Source organism: Stenotrophomonas sp. MMGLT7 (assembly GCF_021168555.1).
GTDB lineage: Bacteria > Pseudomonadota > Gammaproteobacteria > Xanthomonadales > Xanthomonadaceae > MMGLT7.
In genome coordinates, this window is the sequence record NZ_JAJOZS010000010.1 from 57,990 (window position 1) to 75,141 (window position 17,152).

The window sequence follows — 17,152 nt, forward strand, 5'->3', positions numbered from 1 at the left end:
GGATATTCGATGAGCGATACCCCGCCCCCGCTCGCGCGCGAGCAGGCACGGCTGCGCTGGACGCGCCAGGTGCTGGACGACGACGGCGCGCTGCCGCAGCGCGCATCGGTCGATGCCGGCTTCCGCAGCTACTGGCGCGTCAGCGCCGGCGATGGCCGCACGTTCGTGGTCATGGATTCGCCGCCCGAGCGGGAGGACGTGCGTCCCTGGCTGCACAGGCGCGAGCTGCTGCTGGGCGGCGGCGTGCGCGTGCCGCAGGTGCTGGCGCAGGACATCGCGCAGGGCTTCCTGCTGCTGGAGGACCTCGGCCCGCGCACGCTGGCGCAGTTGCTCGACGCGGACAACGCCGACGCGCTGTTCGATGCGGCCTTCGCGCAACTGCTGCGGCTGCAGCGGATCGCCGCGCCGGCCGGGCTGGGCCGCTTCGGACCGGCGCTGCTGGCGCGCGATGCCGGCCTGTTCGACGAATGGTTCCTGCAGCGCCACCTCGGGCTGGCGCTGGACGCGGGCGAGAGCGCCATGCTGGCGCGGATGCAGCAGTTGCTGGCCGACAACGCGCTGGCGCAGCCGCAGGTGCTGGTCCACCGCGACTTCATGCCGCGCAACCTGATGCCGGCGGCCGATGGCCCGGCGGTGCTGGATTTCCAGGACTGCGTGCTCGGCCCGGTGGCCTACGATCCGGTCAGCCTGTTCAAGGACACCGCGGTGAGCTGGCCGCTGGCGCGCGTGGACGCCTGGCTGGCGCGCTACCACGCGCAGGCCGGCGCGGCCGGCATCGAGCTGCCGCCGCTGCCCGCGTTCCTGCGCGATGCCGACTGGCTGGGCGTGCAGCGCCACCTCAAGTGCCTGGGCATCTTCGCGCGGCTGAACCACCGCGACGGCAAGGCCTGGTACCTGGACAACGTGCCGCGCTTCCTCGGCTACCTCGAGCAGGTGCTGCCGCGCCACGCCGAGCTGCATCCCCTGCTGGAGCTGCTGCAGCGGCGGGTCCGCCCGGCGATCGAACGGCGCGACGCGGCCCTGCCGGGCACCGCCGGCGCATGAAGGCGCTGATCTTCGCCGCCGGGCTGGGCGAGCGCATGCGCCCGCTCACCGAGCACACGCCCAAGCCGCTGCTGCGCGCGGGCGGCAAGCCGCTGATCGCCTGGCACCTGGAAAGGCTCGCCGCGCTCGGCGTGCGCGAGGTCGTCGTCAACCTCTCCTGGCTGGCCGAGCGGTTCCCGCAGGCGCTGGGCGAAGGCCAGGCGTTCGGCCTGCGCATCCGCTACTCGCGCGAGGGCGAGGCACCGCTGGAAACCGGCGGCGGCATGCTGCATGCGCTGCCGCTGCTGGGCGAGGCGCCGTTCATCGCCATCAACGGCGACATCTGGAGCGACTACGACCTGGCGCGGCTTCCGGCCGAACCCGAGGGCGATGCGCACCTGGTGCTGGTGGACAACCCGCCGCACCATCCACAGGGCGATTTCCTGCTGCACGACGATGGCCGCGTGACCGACCGGCAGACCACCAGCCCGGCCCTCACCTTCGCCGGCATCGGCGTGTATCGGCCGCGGCTGCTGTCGGACTGGAAGCCGGTGATCGGCGAACGTCCGGGCGCGGACCTGCAACCGCCCCGCTTCCCGCTGGCACCGCTGCTGCGCGCGGCGATGGCGCGCGGCGCGGCGACCGGCGAGCACCACCGCGGCCGCTGGACCGACGTCGGCACGCCGCAGCGACTGCAGGAGCTCGAAGCGGCGCTCGGCACGTAGGTCGCGCACGGGGTCGCAGGAGCCGTTGTAGGAGCGACTTCAGTCGCGATGGGGCGTTACCGGCAAAGCCCCATCGCGACTGAAGTCGCTCCCACGGGAGACCTGCGTGGTCCCGGCCTACCCGCTGCGGCCGTCCAGCACCTGCCGCAGGAACGGCACCGTCACCCGCCGCTGCGCGGCCAGCGATTCGCGGTCGAGCCGGTCCAGCAGCGCCACCAGTCCGCCGAGCTCGCGCCCGGTACGGGTCAGCAGCCATTCGATCGCCGCCTCGTCCAGCGCCAGCCCGCGGCGTTGCGCTCGCTCGCGCAATACCTCGGCACGCTGCGCGTCGTCCAGCGGCGAGAGCGCGATGCGGTTGCATTGCGACAGCCGCGAGCGCAGGTCCGGCAGGCCGAGGCCGAGTGCGTCGGGCATCGCCCGCGCGGTGTACAGCAAGGTGACGCCGGCGCTGCGCGCGCGATTGTGGAAGTCGAACACTGCCACCTCGTCGTCGCGGTTGCCGGCGATCGCCTCCAGCCCGTCCAGCCCGACCAGGTCGCTGCCCTCCAGCGCTTCCAGCGCCGCCCGCGCGCGGCCGGCGGCCGCATGCAGCGGCAGGTAGGCGACCGCGCGCCCGGCCTGCTCGGCGTCGGCGCACAGCGCCAGCGCGAGATGGGTCTTGCCGGTGCCGGCAGGCCCGCTCAGGTAGATCCAGTCGTCGGCCTGGCCCGCGGCGATGGCGCGCAGCTGGGCGATGGCGCCGGCCGGGGCGGCGACGAAGCTGTCGAAGCGCTGGTCCGGCGGATAGCGCAGCGCCAGCGGCAGTTGCGGAACGCTCACGTCGGGTCCGGGCCTTTCGGCAGCTCCACGATCGCCGGCCGCTCGGGCTTGGCGCCGACCATGATCGCCGGGCCGCCGCCGCTGTACAGGTCGCTCTGGGTGTAGCGCTCGTGCGCGTAGCGCAGCAGCACGTTGAACACCGCCGCCACCGGCAGCGCCAGCAGCATGCCGAGGAAGCCGAACAGCTGCCCGCCGGCCATCACCGCGAAGATCACCGCCACCGGGTGCAGGCCGATCTTGTCGCCGACGATGCGCGGGGTGAGCACGTAGCTCTCCAGCAGCTGGCCGACGGTGAAGGTGACGGCCATGCCGATCATCAGGTGCAGGTCGAAGCCGCGCGCCTGCACCAGCGCGGCCAGCACCGCCAGCACAACGCCGGTGGTGGCGCCCAGGTACGGGATGAAGCTGATCAGCCCGGCGACCAGGCCGATCAGCAGGCCGAGGTTGAGGCCGGTGACGGACAGGCCGATGGCATAGATCGCGCCCAGCGCCACCATCACCACGAACTGGCCGCGCATGAACGCGCCCAGCACCTCGTTGGATTCGCTGGCCAGCCGCCCGACGGTGCCGATGTAGCCGCGCGGGATCAGCGAGGCGACGCGCTCGACCAGCTTGTCCCAGTCGCGCAGGAAGTAGAACGTCAGGATCGGCAGCAGCACCAGGTTGACCACCCAGGTGACCATGGCGAAGCCCGAGCGCGAGACGTAGCCGAACAGGGTCTTGGCGAATCCGCCGGCCTGCTGCCAGTGGCTGCGCACCCACTGCACCAGGCGCTCCGGGTCCAGCCACGAGGACAGCTGCAGGCCGGTGCGCTGCTCCAGCCACGGCACCGCGGTGGCGATGAACCAGTCGCGCCCCTGCGGCAGCGCGTTGACCAGGGTGACGATCTGGCGCTCGATCATCGGCACCAGGATCAGCAGCGCCAGCACCAGCAGCAGGGTCATGAGCAGGAACACCAGCGCCACCGCGGCATTGCGCGAGCGCCCGGCGCGCTCGATGCGGTCCACCAGCGGGTCGCCCAGCCAGCCCAGCAGCAGCGCCAGCACGAACGGCGTCAGGATCGGCGCCAGCAGGCCGACGATCCACAGCGCCAGCGCCGCCAGCGCGATCCACTTCAGGCGGCGCAGGAACTGGGCGATCTCGGCTTCGGGGGAAAGTGTCATTTGAGGCGGTACTCCGCGCGCTCGCCTTCGAGGATGATCGGCCCCTCGGTCGGCATCGAGACCGGCTGCAGCGGGCTGTTCTGGCCCAGCATGCGGTTGAAGCCGGCAAGGCCGGTCAACAGGTCCAGCTCCAGCTCCAGCTGGTTGCCGCTGGCCCGCACCGGGCGGATCGCACGCACCACCGAGACCGACTGCAGCGCGGCCGACACTCGCAGGTAGTCGTCGGCCGAGCGGATGCCGCCGATGGTCACCCGGTACAGGCCGGCCGGCCCGGTATCGACGACCTTGGCGTAGCGCTTGACCAGCGCATCGGCGGCGCCGTCGGCGCCGGCGGCCATGGCCCGCCTAGCATCGGCATCGCTGCTGGACCAGCGCGACAGCTCGCGGCCGCCGTCCACGAACACCCAGTCCGCGGTCCAGCCGCCGCCGCTGCGGTACAGCTTGCCCACCAGTTGCATCGGCGGGCTATAGCGGGCCGAGGCGCGGGCGATGGCGGCGGTGTCCTGGCGCCAGATCGCCCCCACCAGCGCCTGCTCGGCGGCCGAGCCGCCGGGCAGGCCGAGCCGGTAGCCGCGCTCGATGGCGCGATCGAGCAGGCTGCGCGCGGCATTGGCCTGCTGCACGCCCACCAGCCGCGGGCCGCTGCCGTCGTCGATGGCCAGCCAGGCCACCGGCTTGGGCCGCGGCTGCGGCCACACCGGCAGTCCCAACGCCGCGGCCAGGGCATCCACGTCCTCGGGCCGGAAGCGCGCCACCAGCATGGTGCGGAAGCTCGGCGCGCCGCTGGCCGAGGTGCCCTGGTCCTGGCGGTAGTCGTAGCTGTCCACGTAGTTGCCGGCATTGCGCAGCGCCTGCGCCACGCCCGGCCGGCTCATCACCGCGCGGTCGCCGGACAGCTTGCCGAGCACGCTGCCCAGCGCGCGCGCCAGCGCGCCGGCACGGTCGGCGTCGGCCTGGCTGTTGACCGGCACCTCGGCGTCGTAGGCGCCCTGCGCGGCGGCGGCATCGCCTTCGGTACGCAGCTGCGCCAGCGCGGCGCCGGCCGGAAGGCACAGCAAGAGGGTCATCAGCAGGGCAAGACTGCGGCGCATTGCAGGTTCCATCATTCGGATCATCACCGGGAATTGTTGCCCGAATGGCGGCTGGGCGCCAATGCGGACTGTTAAAATCGCCAACTTTCCATCACCGGTGCCTGCTTGTGACCCCGACGTCTCCTGCGAATCCTCCGCTGACCTACCGTGACGCCGGCGTCGACATCGACGCGGGCAACACGGTGGTCGAGCGCATCAAGCCCCTGGTCAAGCGCACCTTCCGCCCGGAAGTGATGGGCGGGCTGGGCGGCTTCGGCGCGCTGTTCGACCTGGCCGGCAAGTACCGGGAGCCGGTGCTGGTCTCGGGCACCGACGGCGTCGGCACCAAGCTCAAGCTGGCCCAGCAGCTCGGCCGCCACGACAGCATCGGCATCGACCTGGTGGGCATGTGCGTGAACGACGTGCTGGTACAGGGGGCCGAACCGCTGTTCTTCCTGGACTACTTCGCCACCGGCAAGCTGGACGTGGACACCACGGTGGCGGTGGTCGGCGGCATCGCCCGCGGCTGCGAGCTGGCCGGCTGCGCGCTGATCGGCGGCGAGACCGCGGAGATGCCGGACATGTACGGTCCCGGCGAGTACGACCTGGCCGGCTTCACCGTGGCGGCGGTGGAGAAGTCGCAGCTGCTCGACGGCAGCCGGGTGAGCCAGGGCGACGTGCTGATCGGCATCGCCTCCTCCGGCCCGCATTCCAACGGCTACTCGCTGATCCGCAGGATCCTCGAGCGCAGCGGCGCCCCGATGGGCTTCGACCTGGGCGAGTCGACGCTGGAGGACGCGCTGATGGCGCCCACCGCGCTGTACGTCAAGCCGGTACTGGAACTGCTGCGCCGCCATGGCGTGGACGGCATCCACGGCATGGCCCACATCACCGGCGGCGGCCTGACCGAGAACATCATCCGCGTGGTGCCGCAGGGCCTGGGGCTGGACATCGCCGCCAGCGCCTGGCCGCAGCCGCCGGTGTTCGCCTGGCTGCAGCAGGCCGGCGCGGTGGCCGACGCCGAGATGTGGCGCACCTTCAACTGCGGCATCGGCTTCGTGCTGATCGTGCCGCCGGCCCAGGCCGCCGCCATCGGCAACGACCTGGACGGCCTGGGGCTGCAGAACTGGCAGATCGGCCAGGTGACCGCGACAGGCGGCGGCGAGCGGGTCAGGATCGGCTGAGTGCCGGCACCGGCCATGATCGCCAGCAAGGCCGCACCGACCCGGACCACGGCGATTTCCGGCCCGCCGGCATGGCCGCGGCACGGGGAGCGCCGCCGATGACGGCATCGTCGCCCGCCCGCATCGCCGTGCTGGCGTCCGGCCGCGGCAGCAACCTGCAGGCCCTGCTCGACGCCATCGCCGCCGGCCGCCTGCAGGCCCGGGTGGTGGGCGTGTTCTCCGATCGCCCGGGCGCGCCGGCGCTGGCCCGGGTGGCGCCGCGATTGCGCTGGGCGCAGGCGCCGGCGGGCTCCGCCGACCGCGCCGCCTTCGAGCAGGCGATGGCCGCCGCGATCGATGCCGCGGCCCCGGACTGGATCGTCTGCGCCGGCTACATGCGCATCCTCGGCGACGCCTTCGTGCGGCGCTACGCCGGCCGGCTGGTCAACATCCACCCTTCCCTGCTGCCGCGCCACCGCGGCCTGCGCACCCACGCCCAGGCGCTGGCCGCCGGCGACAGCGAGCATGGCGCCAGCGTGCACTTCGTCGTGCCCGAGCTCGATGCCGGCGCGGTCATCGCCCAGGCGGCGGTGCCGGTGCTGCCCGGCGACACCCCCGAAAGCCTGGCCGGGCGCGTGCTGGAGCGCGAGCACCCGCTGCTGGTGGCCTGCCTGCAGTGGCTGGCCGCCGGCCGCCTGGCTGAACGCGGCGGCCAGGTACTGCTCGATGGTCAGTGCCTGTTTAGTCCGTTGCGCCTAGATTGCCGGGACAGCCTGCATTCCTGAGATCGCGTCCACGCCCTGGAGACACGGCACGCGTGCATGATGCACGCTTCCTTTCCCTTGCCGTCGCCATGAAACCGATCCTGCTCAACGCCGCGCTGTTCGCCCTTGCCCTGCTGCCGATCGGCAGTGGTACGGCACAGGACGGCCCCGCGAGCGCTGTCGACTCCGGCAGCGCATGGTCGGCGCCTGCGCTGGAACCGTTCGTGGCCACCTACCAGGCCCTGTACAAGGGCAAGGAGGCCGGCGACGCCACCATGAAGGTGCTGCACAACCAAGGCAGCCAGTGGCGCGTGGACATGGCGGTGCACGGGCGCAAGGGCTTCGCCGGCGTGCTCGGCCTGAACCTCGAGCAGAGCACCGTGTTCGAGAACCGCGGCAACCGCTACTTCCCGCTCAGCCAGAGCACGGTGCGCAAGGGCCTGTTCCTGGGCAAGCGCGCTACCGGCGTGTACGACTGGCAGGCCCACACCGCGCAGTGGAGCGGCGACCTGAAGAAGGAGCGGCGCCAGCCGATCCCGATCCAGGCCGGCGACCAGAGCGCGCTGCTGCTGAACCTGTCGCTGATGCGCGACGCCCGCCCCGGCGCCAGCCTGCACTACCGCTACGTCGATTTCGGCCGGGTGCGCCAGCACGACTACCGCGCCGCCGACGTCACCGAGATCGTGCAGGTCGGCGACCTCAGCTACGACGCCCTGCGGGTGTACCGCACCAACGGCGGCAACGACGAAACCATCCTGTGGATCGCCGACGGCGTGCCGACGCCGGTACGCATCCTCCAGCGCGAGGACGGCGAGGACCGCATCGACCTGCGCCTGACCGAATACCAAGGAGCCTGAGCATGCATACGCTTTCCCGACCCCTGAGCCTGTTCGCCGCCGCCACGCTGGCGCTGGCCAGCCTGCCGGCGCTCGCCCTGCAGCCGTTCAAGGCCGACTACCAGGCCAGCTACATGGGCATGCAGGCCAGCGGCGTGATGACGCTGGCCCAGGAGAACGGCAACCGCTGGCGCTACAGCCTGTCGATCAAGAACCCGATGGCCGACCTGAGCCAGAGCACGCTGTTCGAGGAGAACGAGGGCCAGATGCGCCCGCTCAGCAGCAGCGACAGGTCGGTGCTGCTGGTGAAGAAGCGCAGCGTCGAGGGCACCTACGACTGGAACGCCGGCCAGGCCACCTGGAGCGGCGACGTCAAGCCCGAGCGCCGCGGCCCGGTGGCGATCAAGCCCGGCGACCTGGACGCGCTGCTGGTCAACCTGGCCATCGCCCGCGACGTCGCCGCCGGCAAAACGCTGAGCTACCGCATGGTCGACGACGGCCGCGTCAAGCCGATGACCTATCGCGTCGTCGGCAAGGAGGCGGTGACCGTCAACGGCAAGCAGCAGCAGGCCACCAAGGTCTCGCGCACCGACGGCGACAAGGAACTGATCGCCTGGATCGTGCCCGACCTGCCGGTGCCGGCGCGCCTGCTGCAGCGCGAGAAGGGCCAGGACGCGCTGGACCTGACCATCCGCTCGGTACGCTGATCGCGCCCGGCCCTGCCTGCGACGCGACGCCCGGCATCGTCCGGGCGTCGTCCTTTGCGCGGCATGTGCCGCTGATTGCCGCTGCGGCCCGCGGCTGCACGCCGCCCAGGGTCGCGCTTGCTAAACTCCGCCCACTTTTTTTGATCTCGCACGGATTGCCCAGATGCCCAACGTTCGTCCGCTTGCCCTTGCCGTCGGTCTCGGCCTGCTCGCCGCGATCACGGTCGCCGATGCCGCGCCCAAGAAGCGCGCCGCCAAGGCACCCGCCATTCCCGCCGCCTGCAGCGATTTCTACGATGCGGCCAATGCCGACTGGCTCAAGGCCAACCCGGCGCCCGCCCTGGGCTCGGTCACCGCGCTGGGCCAGCTCTCCGAGCGCGCCCTGCAGCAGCAGCGCGAGCTGCTGGACGCGGCGATGAACGCCCCGCAGGGCAACGTGCAGAAGCTGCTGGGCGATTTCTGGGCCAGCGGCCTGGACGAGGCCGCGGTCGAGCGCGACGGCTCCAACCCGATCGCCCCGCTGCTGGCCCGCATCACCGCCATCAAGCGCGCCAAGGACGTGCCGCCGGCGATCGCCGCCCTGCACCAGGTCGGCATCCCGGTGGCGTTCAACTTCGGCCCGGACATCGACCTGAAGGCGCTGGACCGCCACATCGGCTACTTCATGCAGGGCGGCCTGGGCCTGCCCGATCCGGCCTACTACACCCGCACCGACGCCGACACCGTGGCGCTGCTGGGTCGCTACCGCGCCTACGTCAAGCAGATCCTGGCGCTGACCGGCACTCCCGCCGACCGGCTCGATGCCGATTCGGCCTCGGTGATCCAGATCGAGACGCTGCTGGCGCGCCAGGCGCAGCCGCTGTCGCAGATCGCCAACCCGTTCAACAACTACGCCCCGGTCGCCACCAAGGACCTGGCCAAGCAGTACCGCAACCTGCAGATCGGCGACTTCCTCAAGGCGCAGGGCGTGAACGACGACCTGGTGTCGCTGTCCGACACCGCGTTCTTCCAGCAGCTCGACGGCATGATCAGCAGCATCAAGCCCGAGCAGTGGAAGGCCTACCTGAGCTGGCGCGTCGGCGATGCGATGGCGCCCTACCTGTCCAGGAGCTTCCGCGACGCCGAGTCCGGCTTCCGCGGCCGCGTGCTGCGCGGCCAGACCGCCCCGGCACCGCGCTGGCAGCAGGTGCTCGATGCCATCAACGTCGCCGCCGGCCCGATGCTCGGCCGCGAGTACGTCGCCCGCTACCTGTCGCCGGAGAACCGCCGCGTGGCCGCGATCGTGGTCGACCAGGTGCGCCAGGCGCAGGTCGAGGCGATCGAGCGCAGCACCTGGCTGAGCGCCGAGGCCAAGGCCGAGGCCAAGGCCAAGCTGGACGCGATGAAGATCGAGATCGGCGCCCCGCGCCGCGACCTGGACTACAGCGTGCAGCCGATGGGCCGCGGCAGCTTCGGCGGCAACATGCTGATCGCCTCCACCTGGCGCCACCGCGAGGAGATGAAGCGCATCGGCAAGGGCAACGCCGACCGCCGCTGGGACGTGCTGCCGCAGCAGCCGGCGCTGGCCTACGACCTGGCGCAGAACCGCCTGATCGTCACCGCCGCGGTACTGCAGCCGCCGGTGTTCGGCTTCACTCCCGGCGCCGACCCGGCGCCGCTGTACGGCTCCTATGGCGCGCTGGTGGCGCACGAGATCAGCCGCGCGGTGGACGCCAAGGGCGCGATGGTCGACGCCCAGGGCCAGCTGCGCAGCTGGTGGACCCCGGCCGACAAGAGCGCCTGGGCCCAGTTCGGCAATCGCATCACCGCGCAGTACGGCAGCTACGACGTCCCCGGCCTGAAGGGCGCCAAGGTCAACGGCACCCTCACCCAGGATGAGAACCTGGCCGACCTGGCCGGCGTGGAACTGGCCTGGGCCGCCTACGGCAAGGTGCAGCCGGAGGCCACCGAGGCCGGCAGGCACGCGTTCTTTAATGCCTGGGCCGGATTGTGGGCACAGCAGCTGTCGGAGGCCGATGCCGCGCAGCGGGTCGGCTCGGACATCCGTGCGCCCGGCAAGTGGCGCACCAACGGGCCGCTGTCCAACCTGCCCGAGTTCTCGGCCAGCTTCGGCTGCAAGGCCGGCCAGCCGATGGTGCGCAACGACGCGCTGCGGATCTGGCCCTGAGCGGTTCGGCCTGGCTGCAAACGGAAACGGCGCGGACATCCGCGCCGTTTTCCATTGGCTCGTCGGCCACGCGGGACGAGCTGCCAGCCTGTGGCCCCGGTAGGCAAGGCCCAGCCGGGATGGCTTGTTCCGGGTTCGCTTCGCCTACCCGGGCTACGGTCTTCCGCCGGCAACCGGACGCTCGCCGGTCTGCAGCCGATGCGGGGATGGCGCCCGCACAGGCCTACCTGACGATGCGCGGGCGCGGCGGCTTGCGTCCGCCGCCGAACGGCGGCTGCCCGCGCCAGTAGCGGATCAGCAGCCAGCCGAACAGCATGCCGCCCAGGTGGGCGAAGTGGGCCACGCCCGGCTGCCAGCCGGTGAAGCCGAGCATCAGCTCGATCGCGCCGAACACGATCACGAAGGTGCGCGCCTTCATCGGGATCGGCGGGAACAGCAGCATCACCCGCTGGTTCGGGAACAGCATGCCGTAGGCCAGCAGCAGGCCGAACACGCCGCCGGAAGCGCCCAGCGTCGGGTACGCGGCGCCGCCGCTGGACACCGTCCACCAGCCCACCAGCAACTGGCACAGGCCGGCGCCGGCCACGCACACCAGGTAGTAGGTGAGGAAGCGCTTGCCGCCCCAGGTCTGCTCCAGCGGCGCGCCAAACATGAAAAGCGCCAGCATGTTGAAGAACAGGTGGCTGAAGCTGCCGTGCAGGAAGCCGTAGGTCAGCAACTGCCAGATCTGGAAGTTCTGCGCCGGCGAGAACGGGTCGAAGCCGTACTCGCTGACGGGCCACAGCATGAAGGGGGCGAAGGTGGAATCACCCAGCATCCACTGCAGCAGGAACAGGAGGCCGTTGCCGATCAGCAGGGCCTGGGTGACCGGAGGAAGTCGGGGGAACATGAAGTGATCCGTCGGAGCCAGCCGACATGATAGCCGCGCGCCGGATGCCGGTCCGCACATCGCATCGACGTCGGCGCGGATGCCGGTACCGGCGGTATCCCTGGTCACGTTCGACGCCATCGCCGCAACAACGGCGGTGGCGGCGCTTCAACGCCGCAAGCGGCATTCGGGCATTGAAGTGACCCTAGGACTGCGGCCCCCACAGCGCCTGGTCGAGATCGCGCGGCGCCCGCACCCGCTTCACCCGGCCCGCCTGCACCGCCACGCCCTCGCTGCGCAGGCGCTGGCATTGCTCGCGCCAGCCTCTCGATCCCTCCGGCAGGGCGATGCGCCCGTCCGAACGCAGCACCCGGTGCCACGGCAGCGCCGGATCGTCGTTGCCGGCCAGGATCTTCGCCACCAGCCGCGCCCTGCCGGGCAGCCCGGCGTGTACGGCGACCTCGCCGTAGCCGAGCACCTGGCCGGCGGGGATCGCGCGGATGGTGCGCAGGATGCGCAGGCGCATCTCGTCGGCCGCGGGCCTTGCCGGCGGTTCGGAGGCCTGCGTACGCGGCGGCCGGAGGCGTTCAGCCATTGCCGGTCGTGGGCGCGGCGCAGCCATGGATCGAGGAAGGCGACATGGCGCCGATTCTAAGGTGCGCCACCGGTCGAGCCCAACGACAGCCGGCAACCGTAGCCCCGGTAAGACCAAGGGCCGTACCCGGGCGCACTTCCATTCCGGGCAAGGATTGCCGGATGCGCTGCGCTCACCCGGGCTACGGTTGCCGGCTGCGGGCGATGCCCCGATCACCCCCACCCGCCCCGCAGGCTCATCGCCCCATCAGCACCACTTCCTCGGCCGAGGTCGGATGGATCGCCACCGAGTCCTCCAGCTGCGCGCGGGTGAGGCCCATCTTCAAGGCCACCGCGAACCCCTGCAGGATCTCGTCGGCGCCTTCGCCCAGCAGATGAATGCCGACCACGCGCTCGTCCTCGCCCACGCACACCAGCTTGAACAGGCTGCGCACCGGCGAGCCCGCCAGGGCGTTCAGCATCGGCCGGAAATCGCTGCGGTACACCTTCACCGCATCGCCGTGGCACCGGCGCGCCTGCTCTTCGCTCAATCCCACCTGCCCCAGCGGCGGATGGGTGAACACCACGCTGGGCACGTTGTCGTAGTCCAGCCGCGCCTTGGCGCGGCCGCCGAACAGGCGGTCCATCAGCTTGCGCGCGGCGGCGATCGCCACCGGGGTCAGCCCCACCTTGCCGGCGACGTCGCCGATGGCGTGGATGCCGGGCACCGAGCTGTCCTGGTACTCGTCCACCACCACCTCGTCCTTCTCGCCCAGCGCCACGCCCAGCGCCTCCAGCCCCAGTCCCCGCGTGTTGGGGCGGCGGCCGATGGCGAAGTACGCCTGGTCGAAGACCTGCCGGTCGATGCCGTTGCCGGTGAGCACCCGTACCCGTCCGCCCTCGTCGCGCAGCTCGCGCACGCGCTGGCCGAAGTGCACGCGCACGCCCTGCTGGCGCAGGTTCTCGGCCAGCTGGCCGGCCAGTTCGGCGTCGAAGCGGTCCAGCAGGCGATCGCCCTGGACCAGCAGGTGCACGCGGCTGCCCAGGAGCTGCAGCAGGTTGGCCAGCTCCACCGCGATATAGCCGCCGCCGACGATCGCCACCTCGGCCGGGGCATGGCGCAGCGCGAAGAAATCGTCGGACACCCGGCCCAGCTCGGCTCCGGGCAGCTGCGGCCGCAACGGCTGCGCCCCGGTGGCGATGACGACGTGCTCGGCGCTGGTACGCACGCCATCGCTGCATTGCAGCGTATGCGCGTCCAGCAGGCGCCCGTGCCGCGGCACCACGCCGATGCCGGCCTCGTCCAGCCGCCTGCGGTAGCTGGCGTGGATGTTGGCGATATAGCCCTGCCGCGCCGCCACCAGCTGCGGCCAGTCCGGCTGCGCGGGCTCCACGTCGAAGCCCAGCTCCGCCGCAAGCGCGATGCGCTGGGTCAGCTCGGCCGCCAGCCACATCGCCTTCTTCGGCACGCAGCCGGCATTGACGCAGGTACCGCCCAACTGCGCGGGCTCGAACATCACCACCCGCGCGCCGTGCTCGGCGGCGCGGAAGGCAGCCGCCAGGCCGCCGGAGCCGCCGCCCAGCACGGCCACGTCGTAGTCGCGGCCGCTCATGGCGCGTCCCCGCTGCGGCGACGCATGCGCACGGCGGCAGGTCCGCCGCCAATGATTGGATCGACCATCGCCCGTCAGGCTCCCATTTGCGTGATGCGGCCAGCATGTCACGGCCAGACTCATGCACAGGTGAGGACGCGGCGGCCGACCGGTCACGCGTTCACGGGCCGTCGCATGGATGCGCCCCTGTGCCTCGGCTGGATCGCGGCGAGTTCGCCGGACTACGGCGGCAGTCCCGGGGAGACGCGCTGCCCGGCGTGAAAGCGCCTAGCGCCGCAGTGGCGGCAACCGCAGGTAGGTGACCGAGCGCCACAGCCATTCCATCGGCCCGAAGCGGAAATGCCGCAGCCACCAGCTGCTGGCCAGCGCCTGCAGCGCGAACAGCACCAGTGCGAAAGGCACCTGCCAGACCCGCGGCAGCCGCTCGAACCATCCCAGCCCGTAGCCATAGAAGATGCCGGTGCACACCAGCGACTGCAGCAGGTAGTTGCTCAGCGCCATGCGGCCGGCCGGCGCCAGCCAGCGCAAGCGCTCGCCCGCGCGCAGCACCCAGGCCAGGTAGCCCAGGCACATCAGCGCGTTGGCCAGCAGCGCCAGCGAGAACGCCGAGCTGCTGCGCAGGTCCAGCCGCGACGGATCCATCCAGGGCGACAGCGCATAGCTGGCCAACATCAGCCCCAGGCCCGCGGGCAGCGCCGCCCAGCGCAGCCATGCGAACAGCCGGGCGGACTGCGCCGGCTGCACGATCGCGCCGCTGCGCACGAACCAGGCGCCGAGCAGGAACATGCCGAAGATCGACGGCCCGTTGACCAGCAGCCCCTGCAGCGTGGCGCCGAAATCGCGCAGCCGCTGGGCGGTGGCCTGGGCGTAGCTGCCGGAACCGAAGGCCTGGCGCTGGGCCTGGTCCATCTGCTGCACCGCTTCGCCGGCCTGCGCCATCTGCTGCTGCCAGTGCGCCGAGGCCGACGGCACCGCCTGCATCAGCGAACCGAGCGCCCCCAGCGCCATGACCAGCGCCGGCGCGCACAGGTACACCGCCGCCGCCAGCCATGGCAGCCAGCGCCGCGGCGCCTCGCCGAAGGCCGGCAGCAGCAGCGACAGCAGCGCATAGCTGACCAGGATGTCGCCGGACCACACCAGCAGCGCATGGCACAGGCCGATGACCAGCAGCGCCAGGCTGCGGCGCAGGTACAGCAGGCCGAAACGCCGGCCGGCGGCCTCGGCCCGCTGCGCCATCACCGCAAAGCCCATGCCGAACAGCAGCGAGAACAACGTGTAGAACTTGCCCTGCACGAGGATGTAGACCAGCGCATCGACGACCCGGTCGGCGCCGCGCAAGGCCGGGTTCACGCCGGCCAGCGCCTGGTTGAGCGGGCCGACGAAGGCCTCGATGTTCATCAGCACGATGCCCAGCAGCGCGAAGCCGCGCAGCACGTCGAGGGCGAGGATGCGCTCGGCCGGGGCGATCGGCTGTAGCGGTTCGGCTGGACGCATGGGTTCGGCTCCTGGGGTGAGCGCGGATTACATCACGGCCGCCGGCACCCGGCGCGGTCCCGGCCGCAAAAGCAAACGGCCCGCTCGAAGGCGGGCCGTGCGTGACGTTGGCGATACGGCGGCAGCCGCCGTGCCGCTCAGTGGTGATGGCCGCCCTCGCCATGGACGTGACCGTGCTCGACCTCCTCCGCCGTGGCCTCGCGCACGTCGACGATCTCCACGTCGAAATGCAGGTCCTTGCCGGCCATCGGGTGGTTGAGGTCGACGTCGACAACGCTCATGCCGACCTTCTGCACGGTGACCGCGCGCGGCCCGAAGTTGGTCTGCAGCACCACCTGCTGGCCCGGCTGCAGCCGGGTATTGCCGAAGTGCTTCTTCGGCACGCGCTGGGTCATGCCCTCGCGGCGCTCGCCATAGGCGTCCGCCGCCGACACGTCCACGCCGAAGCTGTCGCCGGCCTGCTTGTCGGTCATCGCGTTCTCCAGGCCCGGGATGATGTTGCCGTGGCCGATCAGGATCGTCAGCGGATCGCGGTCCTTGGAGCTTTCGATCGGCTCCTGGCCGACCTCGGAGACGGTGTAGTGGAAGCGGACGACGCGGTCTTTCTCGATCTTCATGCGGGACTCTGTGCTGGTTCTGCGCGCGGCAGGCGGGTGGGAGCGGCTTGTCGGCCGGTGGCGGGGCCGCCATCATGCGGCTGTCCGAATCGGCGCATTATCCCGGCTCCATGCACAACAAGCCAGTTTCAAGCCCAATCCGTCGGCGCATGCACGACCTGCGGCCACTCCTCACGCTGGCCGCCGCCCTGCTGCTGGCCGCCTGCGGCCACGCTCCGGTCAAGAACAACGCCGGCCACGCCAGGCCGGCCGAATCCTGGCCCACCGTCGCTCCCAGCAATCCGGCCGCGGCCAACGCCGTGCTGATGCGGGCGCTGGGACTGGTGGGTACGCCGTACCTGTATGGCGGCAACACCCCGGAGAGCGGCTTCGACTGCAGCGGCCTGGTCGCCTACGTGTACCGCGACGTGCTGGACCTGCGCCTGCCGCGCAGCTCGCGGGAACTGGCCCAGGTACAGGGACCGCGCATCGATCCCGGGCGCCTGGCCGCCGGCGACCTGGTGTTCTTCGGCAGCCGCGGCAACGTCAGCCATGTCGGCATCTACGTCGGCGAAGGGCGCTTCGTGCATGCGCCTAGCAGCGGCGGAACGGTCCGCCTGGACTCGCTCGGCGGGCCGTACTGGCAGGACCACTACACCGGCGCCAGGCGGGTACTGAACTGAAGCGGGCAATTTGTCACACCCCGCATCACGGAAATTTAACAATATTTGAACATCCCTGTCGCGATCCCGGGGCACTATCGCGCATCGCTTTTTTTTGTGAGATCCGCGTGACGATCGATGCACTGTCCTGCCGGGACGCGAAATCCACTCGAATCAGCAAGTCCCTCCGGTTTATCTGCAGTGCCGCACTCTGTCTTGCCGCGCTGCCCGCGCTGGCCCAGACCGCGCCCTCTACCGACGACGACGAAGCCGGCCCGGTGATCGCCACCGCCGCTGCAGCCGGCAGCGACGCCAGGACCGTCCCCGCCTCGCGCAGCCGCAGCGATGCCGCCGCCACCGCGACCCTGGCCGCCCTGCTGCCCCATCTTGCAGCCAACGACACCATTCCTCTGATGGACCGCTCGGCGATGTTCGCCGGCGATCTCAGCCGCTTGCTTGCCAACTACGACGTTTCACAGGGCGCGGTGATCGCCAGCGAAGGCGGCCGCCCGGCAGAAGCCGGCAAGGTCCAGTCCATCCTCAGGGGCGCCATGGCGCTGCTGGGCACGCCCTACCGCTGGGGCGGCGACGGCCCGGACGGCTTCGATTGCAGCGGCCTGGTGAACTACGTGTTCAAGAACGCGCTGGGCATCGAGCTGCCGCGCGTGTCGCGCGAGATGGCGCGCAAGGACGACGCCCAGCTGATCAAGGACCGCGGGGCACTGGCCGCCGGCGACCTGGTGTTCTTCGGCCGCAAGGGCCGGGTGAACCACGTCGGCATCTATGTCGGCGACGGCCGCTTCCTGCACGCCCCCAGCCGCGGCAAGGACGTGCGCGTGGACTCGCTGGTCAGCGGCTACTGGAGCAACAACTTCATGCAGGCCCGGCGGGTAGTGCTGTAGCGGCCAG

17 protein-coding genes are annotated in these 17,152 nt (G+C 71.3%); 9 read left to right on the plus strand and 8 right to left on the minus strand.

The genetic code is table 11. The annotated features are described in order from the left end of the window. Positions 1-9: 9 nt before the first annotated feature. Together LRX76_RS13110 and murU are read left to right on the plus strand one after the other, a co-directional pair. Positions 10-1,044, plus strand: coding sequence for a phosphotransferase (locus LRX76_RS13110; protein ID WP_231805921.1), 1,035 nt, complete (start codon positions 10-12; stop codon positions 1,042-1,044). Then, entirely contained in the window at positions 1,041-1,748 is a 708-nt protein-coding gene (murU, locus tag LRX76_RS13115) for an N-acetylmuramate alpha-1-phosphate uridylyltransferase MurU (protein ID WP_231805923.1), read from the plus strand. The genes LRX76_RS13110 and murU overlap by 4 nt, the downstream gene beginning before the upstream one ends. A gap of 117 nt (positions 1,749-1,865) precedes the next feature. Here the strand turns inward: murU and hda are convergent, their stop codons facing one another. From hda to LRX76_RS13130, 3 genes are read right to left on the minus strand one after another with little or no spacing between them, the layout of a single operon-like run. After that, a complete protein-coding gene (gene hda, locus LRX76_RS13120) occupies positions 1,866-2,567 on the minus strand; it encodes a DnaA regulatory inactivator Hda (RefSeq protein WP_231805925.1) in 702 nt (233 codons plus the stop codon). Then, positions 2,564-3,730 carry an AI-2E family transporter gene (locus LRX76_RS13125; protein WP_231805927.1) on the minus strand — a complete coding sequence of 389 codons (1,167 nt, stop codon included), beginning with the start codon at positions 3,728-3,730 and terminating at the stop codon, positions 2,564-2,566. The genes hda and LRX76_RS13125 overlap by 4 nt, the downstream gene beginning before the upstream one ends. Next, positions 3,727-4,833, minus strand: coding sequence for a DUF2066 domain-containing protein (locus LRX76_RS13130; protein ID WP_231805929.1), 1,107 nt, complete (start codon positions 4,831-4,833; stop codon positions 3,727-3,729). The genes LRX76_RS13125 and LRX76_RS13130 overlap by 4 nt, the downstream gene beginning before the upstream one ends. A 125-nt stretch (positions 4,834-4,958) precedes the next feature. Here LRX76_RS13130 and purM point away from each other — a divergent pair, with 125 nt between their 5' ends. The 5 genes from purM to LRX76_RS13155 all read left to right on the plus strand — a co-directional run bounded on the left by purM (position 4,959) and on the right by LRX76_RS13155 (position 10,437). Further along, positions 4,959-5,984 carry a phosphoribosylformylglycinamidine cyclo-ligase gene (purM, locus tag LRX76_RS13135; RefSeq protein WP_231806046.1) on the plus strand — a complete coding sequence of 342 codons (1,026 nt, stop codon included), beginning with the start codon at positions 4,959-4,961 and terminating at the stop codon, positions 5,982-5,984. Positions 5,985-6,082: 98 nt separating this feature from the next. Then, positions 6,083-6,748 (plus strand): phosphoribosylglycinamide formyltransferase, encoded by a 666-nt coding sequence (gene purN / locus LRX76_RS13140; RefSeq protein ID WP_231805931.1) that lies wholly within the window; start codon positions 6,083-6,085, stop codon positions 6,746-6,748. 68 nt (positions 6,749-6,816) lie between these two features. Continuing rightward, on the plus strand, positions 6,817-7,584 hold the full coding sequence (locus LRX76_RS13145) for a DUF3108 domain-containing protein (RefSeq protein WP_231805933.1): 768 nt from the start codon (positions 6,817-6,819) through the stop codon (positions 7,582-7,584). A 2-nt stretch (positions 7,585-7,586) separates the two neighbouring features. Then, the gene (locus LRX76_RS13150) at positions 7,587-8,270 is read left to right on the plus strand and encodes a DUF3108 domain-containing protein (protein WP_231805935.1); all 684 of its coding nucleotides are present in this window, start codon (positions 7,587-7,589) and stop codon (positions 8,268-8,270) included. A gap of 163 nt (positions 8,271-8,433) precedes the next feature. Further along, positions 8,434-10,437: a M13 family metallopeptidase gene (locus LRX76_RS13155; protein ID WP_231805937.1), complete on the plus strand. Its 2,004-nt coding sequence runs from the start codon at positions 8,434-8,436 to the stop codon at positions 10,435-10,437. A 223-nt stretch (positions 10,438-10,660) separates the two neighbouring features. Here LRX76_RS13155 and LRX76_RS13160 read toward each other — a convergent pair whose 3' ends face one another. From LRX76_RS13160 to LRX76_RS13180, 5 genes are all read right to left on the minus strand, one after another. Further along, positions 10,661-11,326, minus strand: coding sequence for a rhomboid family intramembrane serine protease (locus LRX76_RS13160; protein ID WP_231805939.1), 666 nt, complete (start codon positions 11,324-11,326; stop codon positions 10,661-10,663). 184 nt (positions 11,327-11,510) lie between these two features. Then, on the minus strand, positions 11,511-11,900 hold the full coding sequence (locus LRX76_RS13165; protein WP_231805941.1) for an MGMT family protein: 390 nt from the start codon (positions 11,898-11,900) through the stop codon (positions 11,511-11,513). A gap of 235 nt (positions 11,901-12,135) precedes the next feature. Beyond that, positions 12,136-13,491, minus strand: coding sequence for a glutathione-disulfide reductase (gorA, locus tag LRX76_RS13170; protein ID WP_231805943.1), 1,356 nt, complete (start codon positions 13,489-13,491; stop codon positions 12,136-12,138). 267 nt (positions 13,492-13,758) lie between these two features. After that, positions 13,759-14,985: a DUF418 domain-containing protein gene (locus LRX76_RS13175; RefSeq protein WP_231805946.1), complete on the minus strand. Its 1,227-nt coding sequence runs from the start codon at positions 14,983-14,985 to the stop codon at positions 13,759-13,761. A gap of 137 nt (positions 14,986-15,122) precedes the next feature. Continuing rightward, positions 15,123-15,602 carry a peptidylprolyl isomerase gene (locus tag LRX76_RS13180; protein WP_231805948.1) on the minus strand — a complete coding sequence of 160 codons (480 nt, stop codon included), beginning with the start codon at positions 15,600-15,602 and terminating at the stop codon, positions 15,123-15,125. Between the two features lie 74 nt (positions 15,603-15,676). Between LRX76_RS13180 and LRX76_RS13185 the strand changes: the two genes are divergently transcribed. Then, positions 15,677-16,264 carry a C40 family peptidase gene (locus LRX76_RS13185; RefSeq protein WP_331716779.1) on the plus strand — a complete coding sequence of 196 codons (588 nt, stop codon included), beginning with the start codon at positions 15,677-15,679 and terminating at the stop codon, positions 16,262-16,264. Positions 16,265-16,416: 152 nt separating this feature from the next. Beyond that, positions 16,417-17,145 (plus strand): C40 family peptidase, encoded by a 729-nt coding sequence (locus tag LRX76_RS13190; protein WP_231806048.1) that lies wholly within the window; start codon positions 16,417-16,419, stop codon positions 17,143-17,145. The last annotated feature ends 7 nt before the right edge of the window (positions 17,146-17,152 follow it).

Coding starts and splice junctions, on each gene's coding strand:
- LRX76_RS13110 (WP_231805921.1), top strand. CDS start 10: ATGAGCGATACCCCGCCCCCGCTCGCGCGCGAGCAGGCACGGCTGCGC.
- murU (WP_231805923.1), top strand. CDS start 1,041: ATGAAGGCGCTGATCTTCGCCGCCGGGCTGGGCGAGCGCATGCGCCCG.
- LRX76_RS13125 (WP_231805927.1), bottom strand. CDS start 3,730: ATGACACTTTCCCCCGAAGCCGAGATCGCCCAGTTCCTGCGCCGCCTG.
- LRX76_RS13130 (WP_231805929.1), bottom strand. CDS start 4,833: ATGGAACCTGCAATGCGCCGCAGTCTTGCCCTGCTGATGACCCTCTTG.
- purN (WP_231805931.1), top strand. CDS start 6,083: ATGACGGCATCGTCGCCCGCCCGCATCGCCGTGCTGGCGTCCGGCCGC.
- LRX76_RS13145 (WP_231805933.1), top strand. CDS start 6,817: ATGAAACCGATCCTGCTCAACGCCGCGCTGTTCGCCCTTGCCCTGCTG.
- LRX76_RS13150 (WP_231805935.1), top strand. CDS start 7,587: ATGCATACGCTTTCCCGACCCCTGAGCCTGTTCGCCGCCGCCACGCTG.
- LRX76_RS13155 (WP_231805937.1), top strand. CDS start 8,434: ATGCCCAACGTTCGTCCGCTTGCCCTTGCCGTCGGTCTCGGCCTGCTC.
- LRX76_RS13160 (WP_231805939.1), bottom strand. CDS start 11,326: ATGTTCCCCCGACTTCCTCCGGTCACCCAGGCCCTGCTGATCGGCAAC.
- LRX76_RS13165 (WP_231805941.1), bottom strand. CDS start 11,900: ATGGCTGAACGCCTCCGGCCGCCGCGTACGCAGGCCTCCGAACCGCCG.
- gorA (WP_231805943.1), bottom strand. CDS start 13,491: ATGAGCGGCCGCGACTACGACGTGGCCGTGCTGGGCGGCGGCTCCGGC.
- LRX76_RS13175 (WP_231805946.1), bottom strand. CDS start 14,985: ATGCGTCCAGCCGAACCGCTACAGCCGATCGCCCCGGCCGAGCGCATC.
- LRX76_RS13180 (WP_231805948.1), bottom strand. CDS start 15,602: ATGAAGATCGAGAAAGACCGCGTCGTCCGCTTCCACTACACCGTCTCC.
- LRX76_RS13185 (WP_331716779.1), top strand. CDS start 15,677: ATGCGGCTGTCCGAATCGGCGCATTATCCCGGCTCCATGCACAACAAG.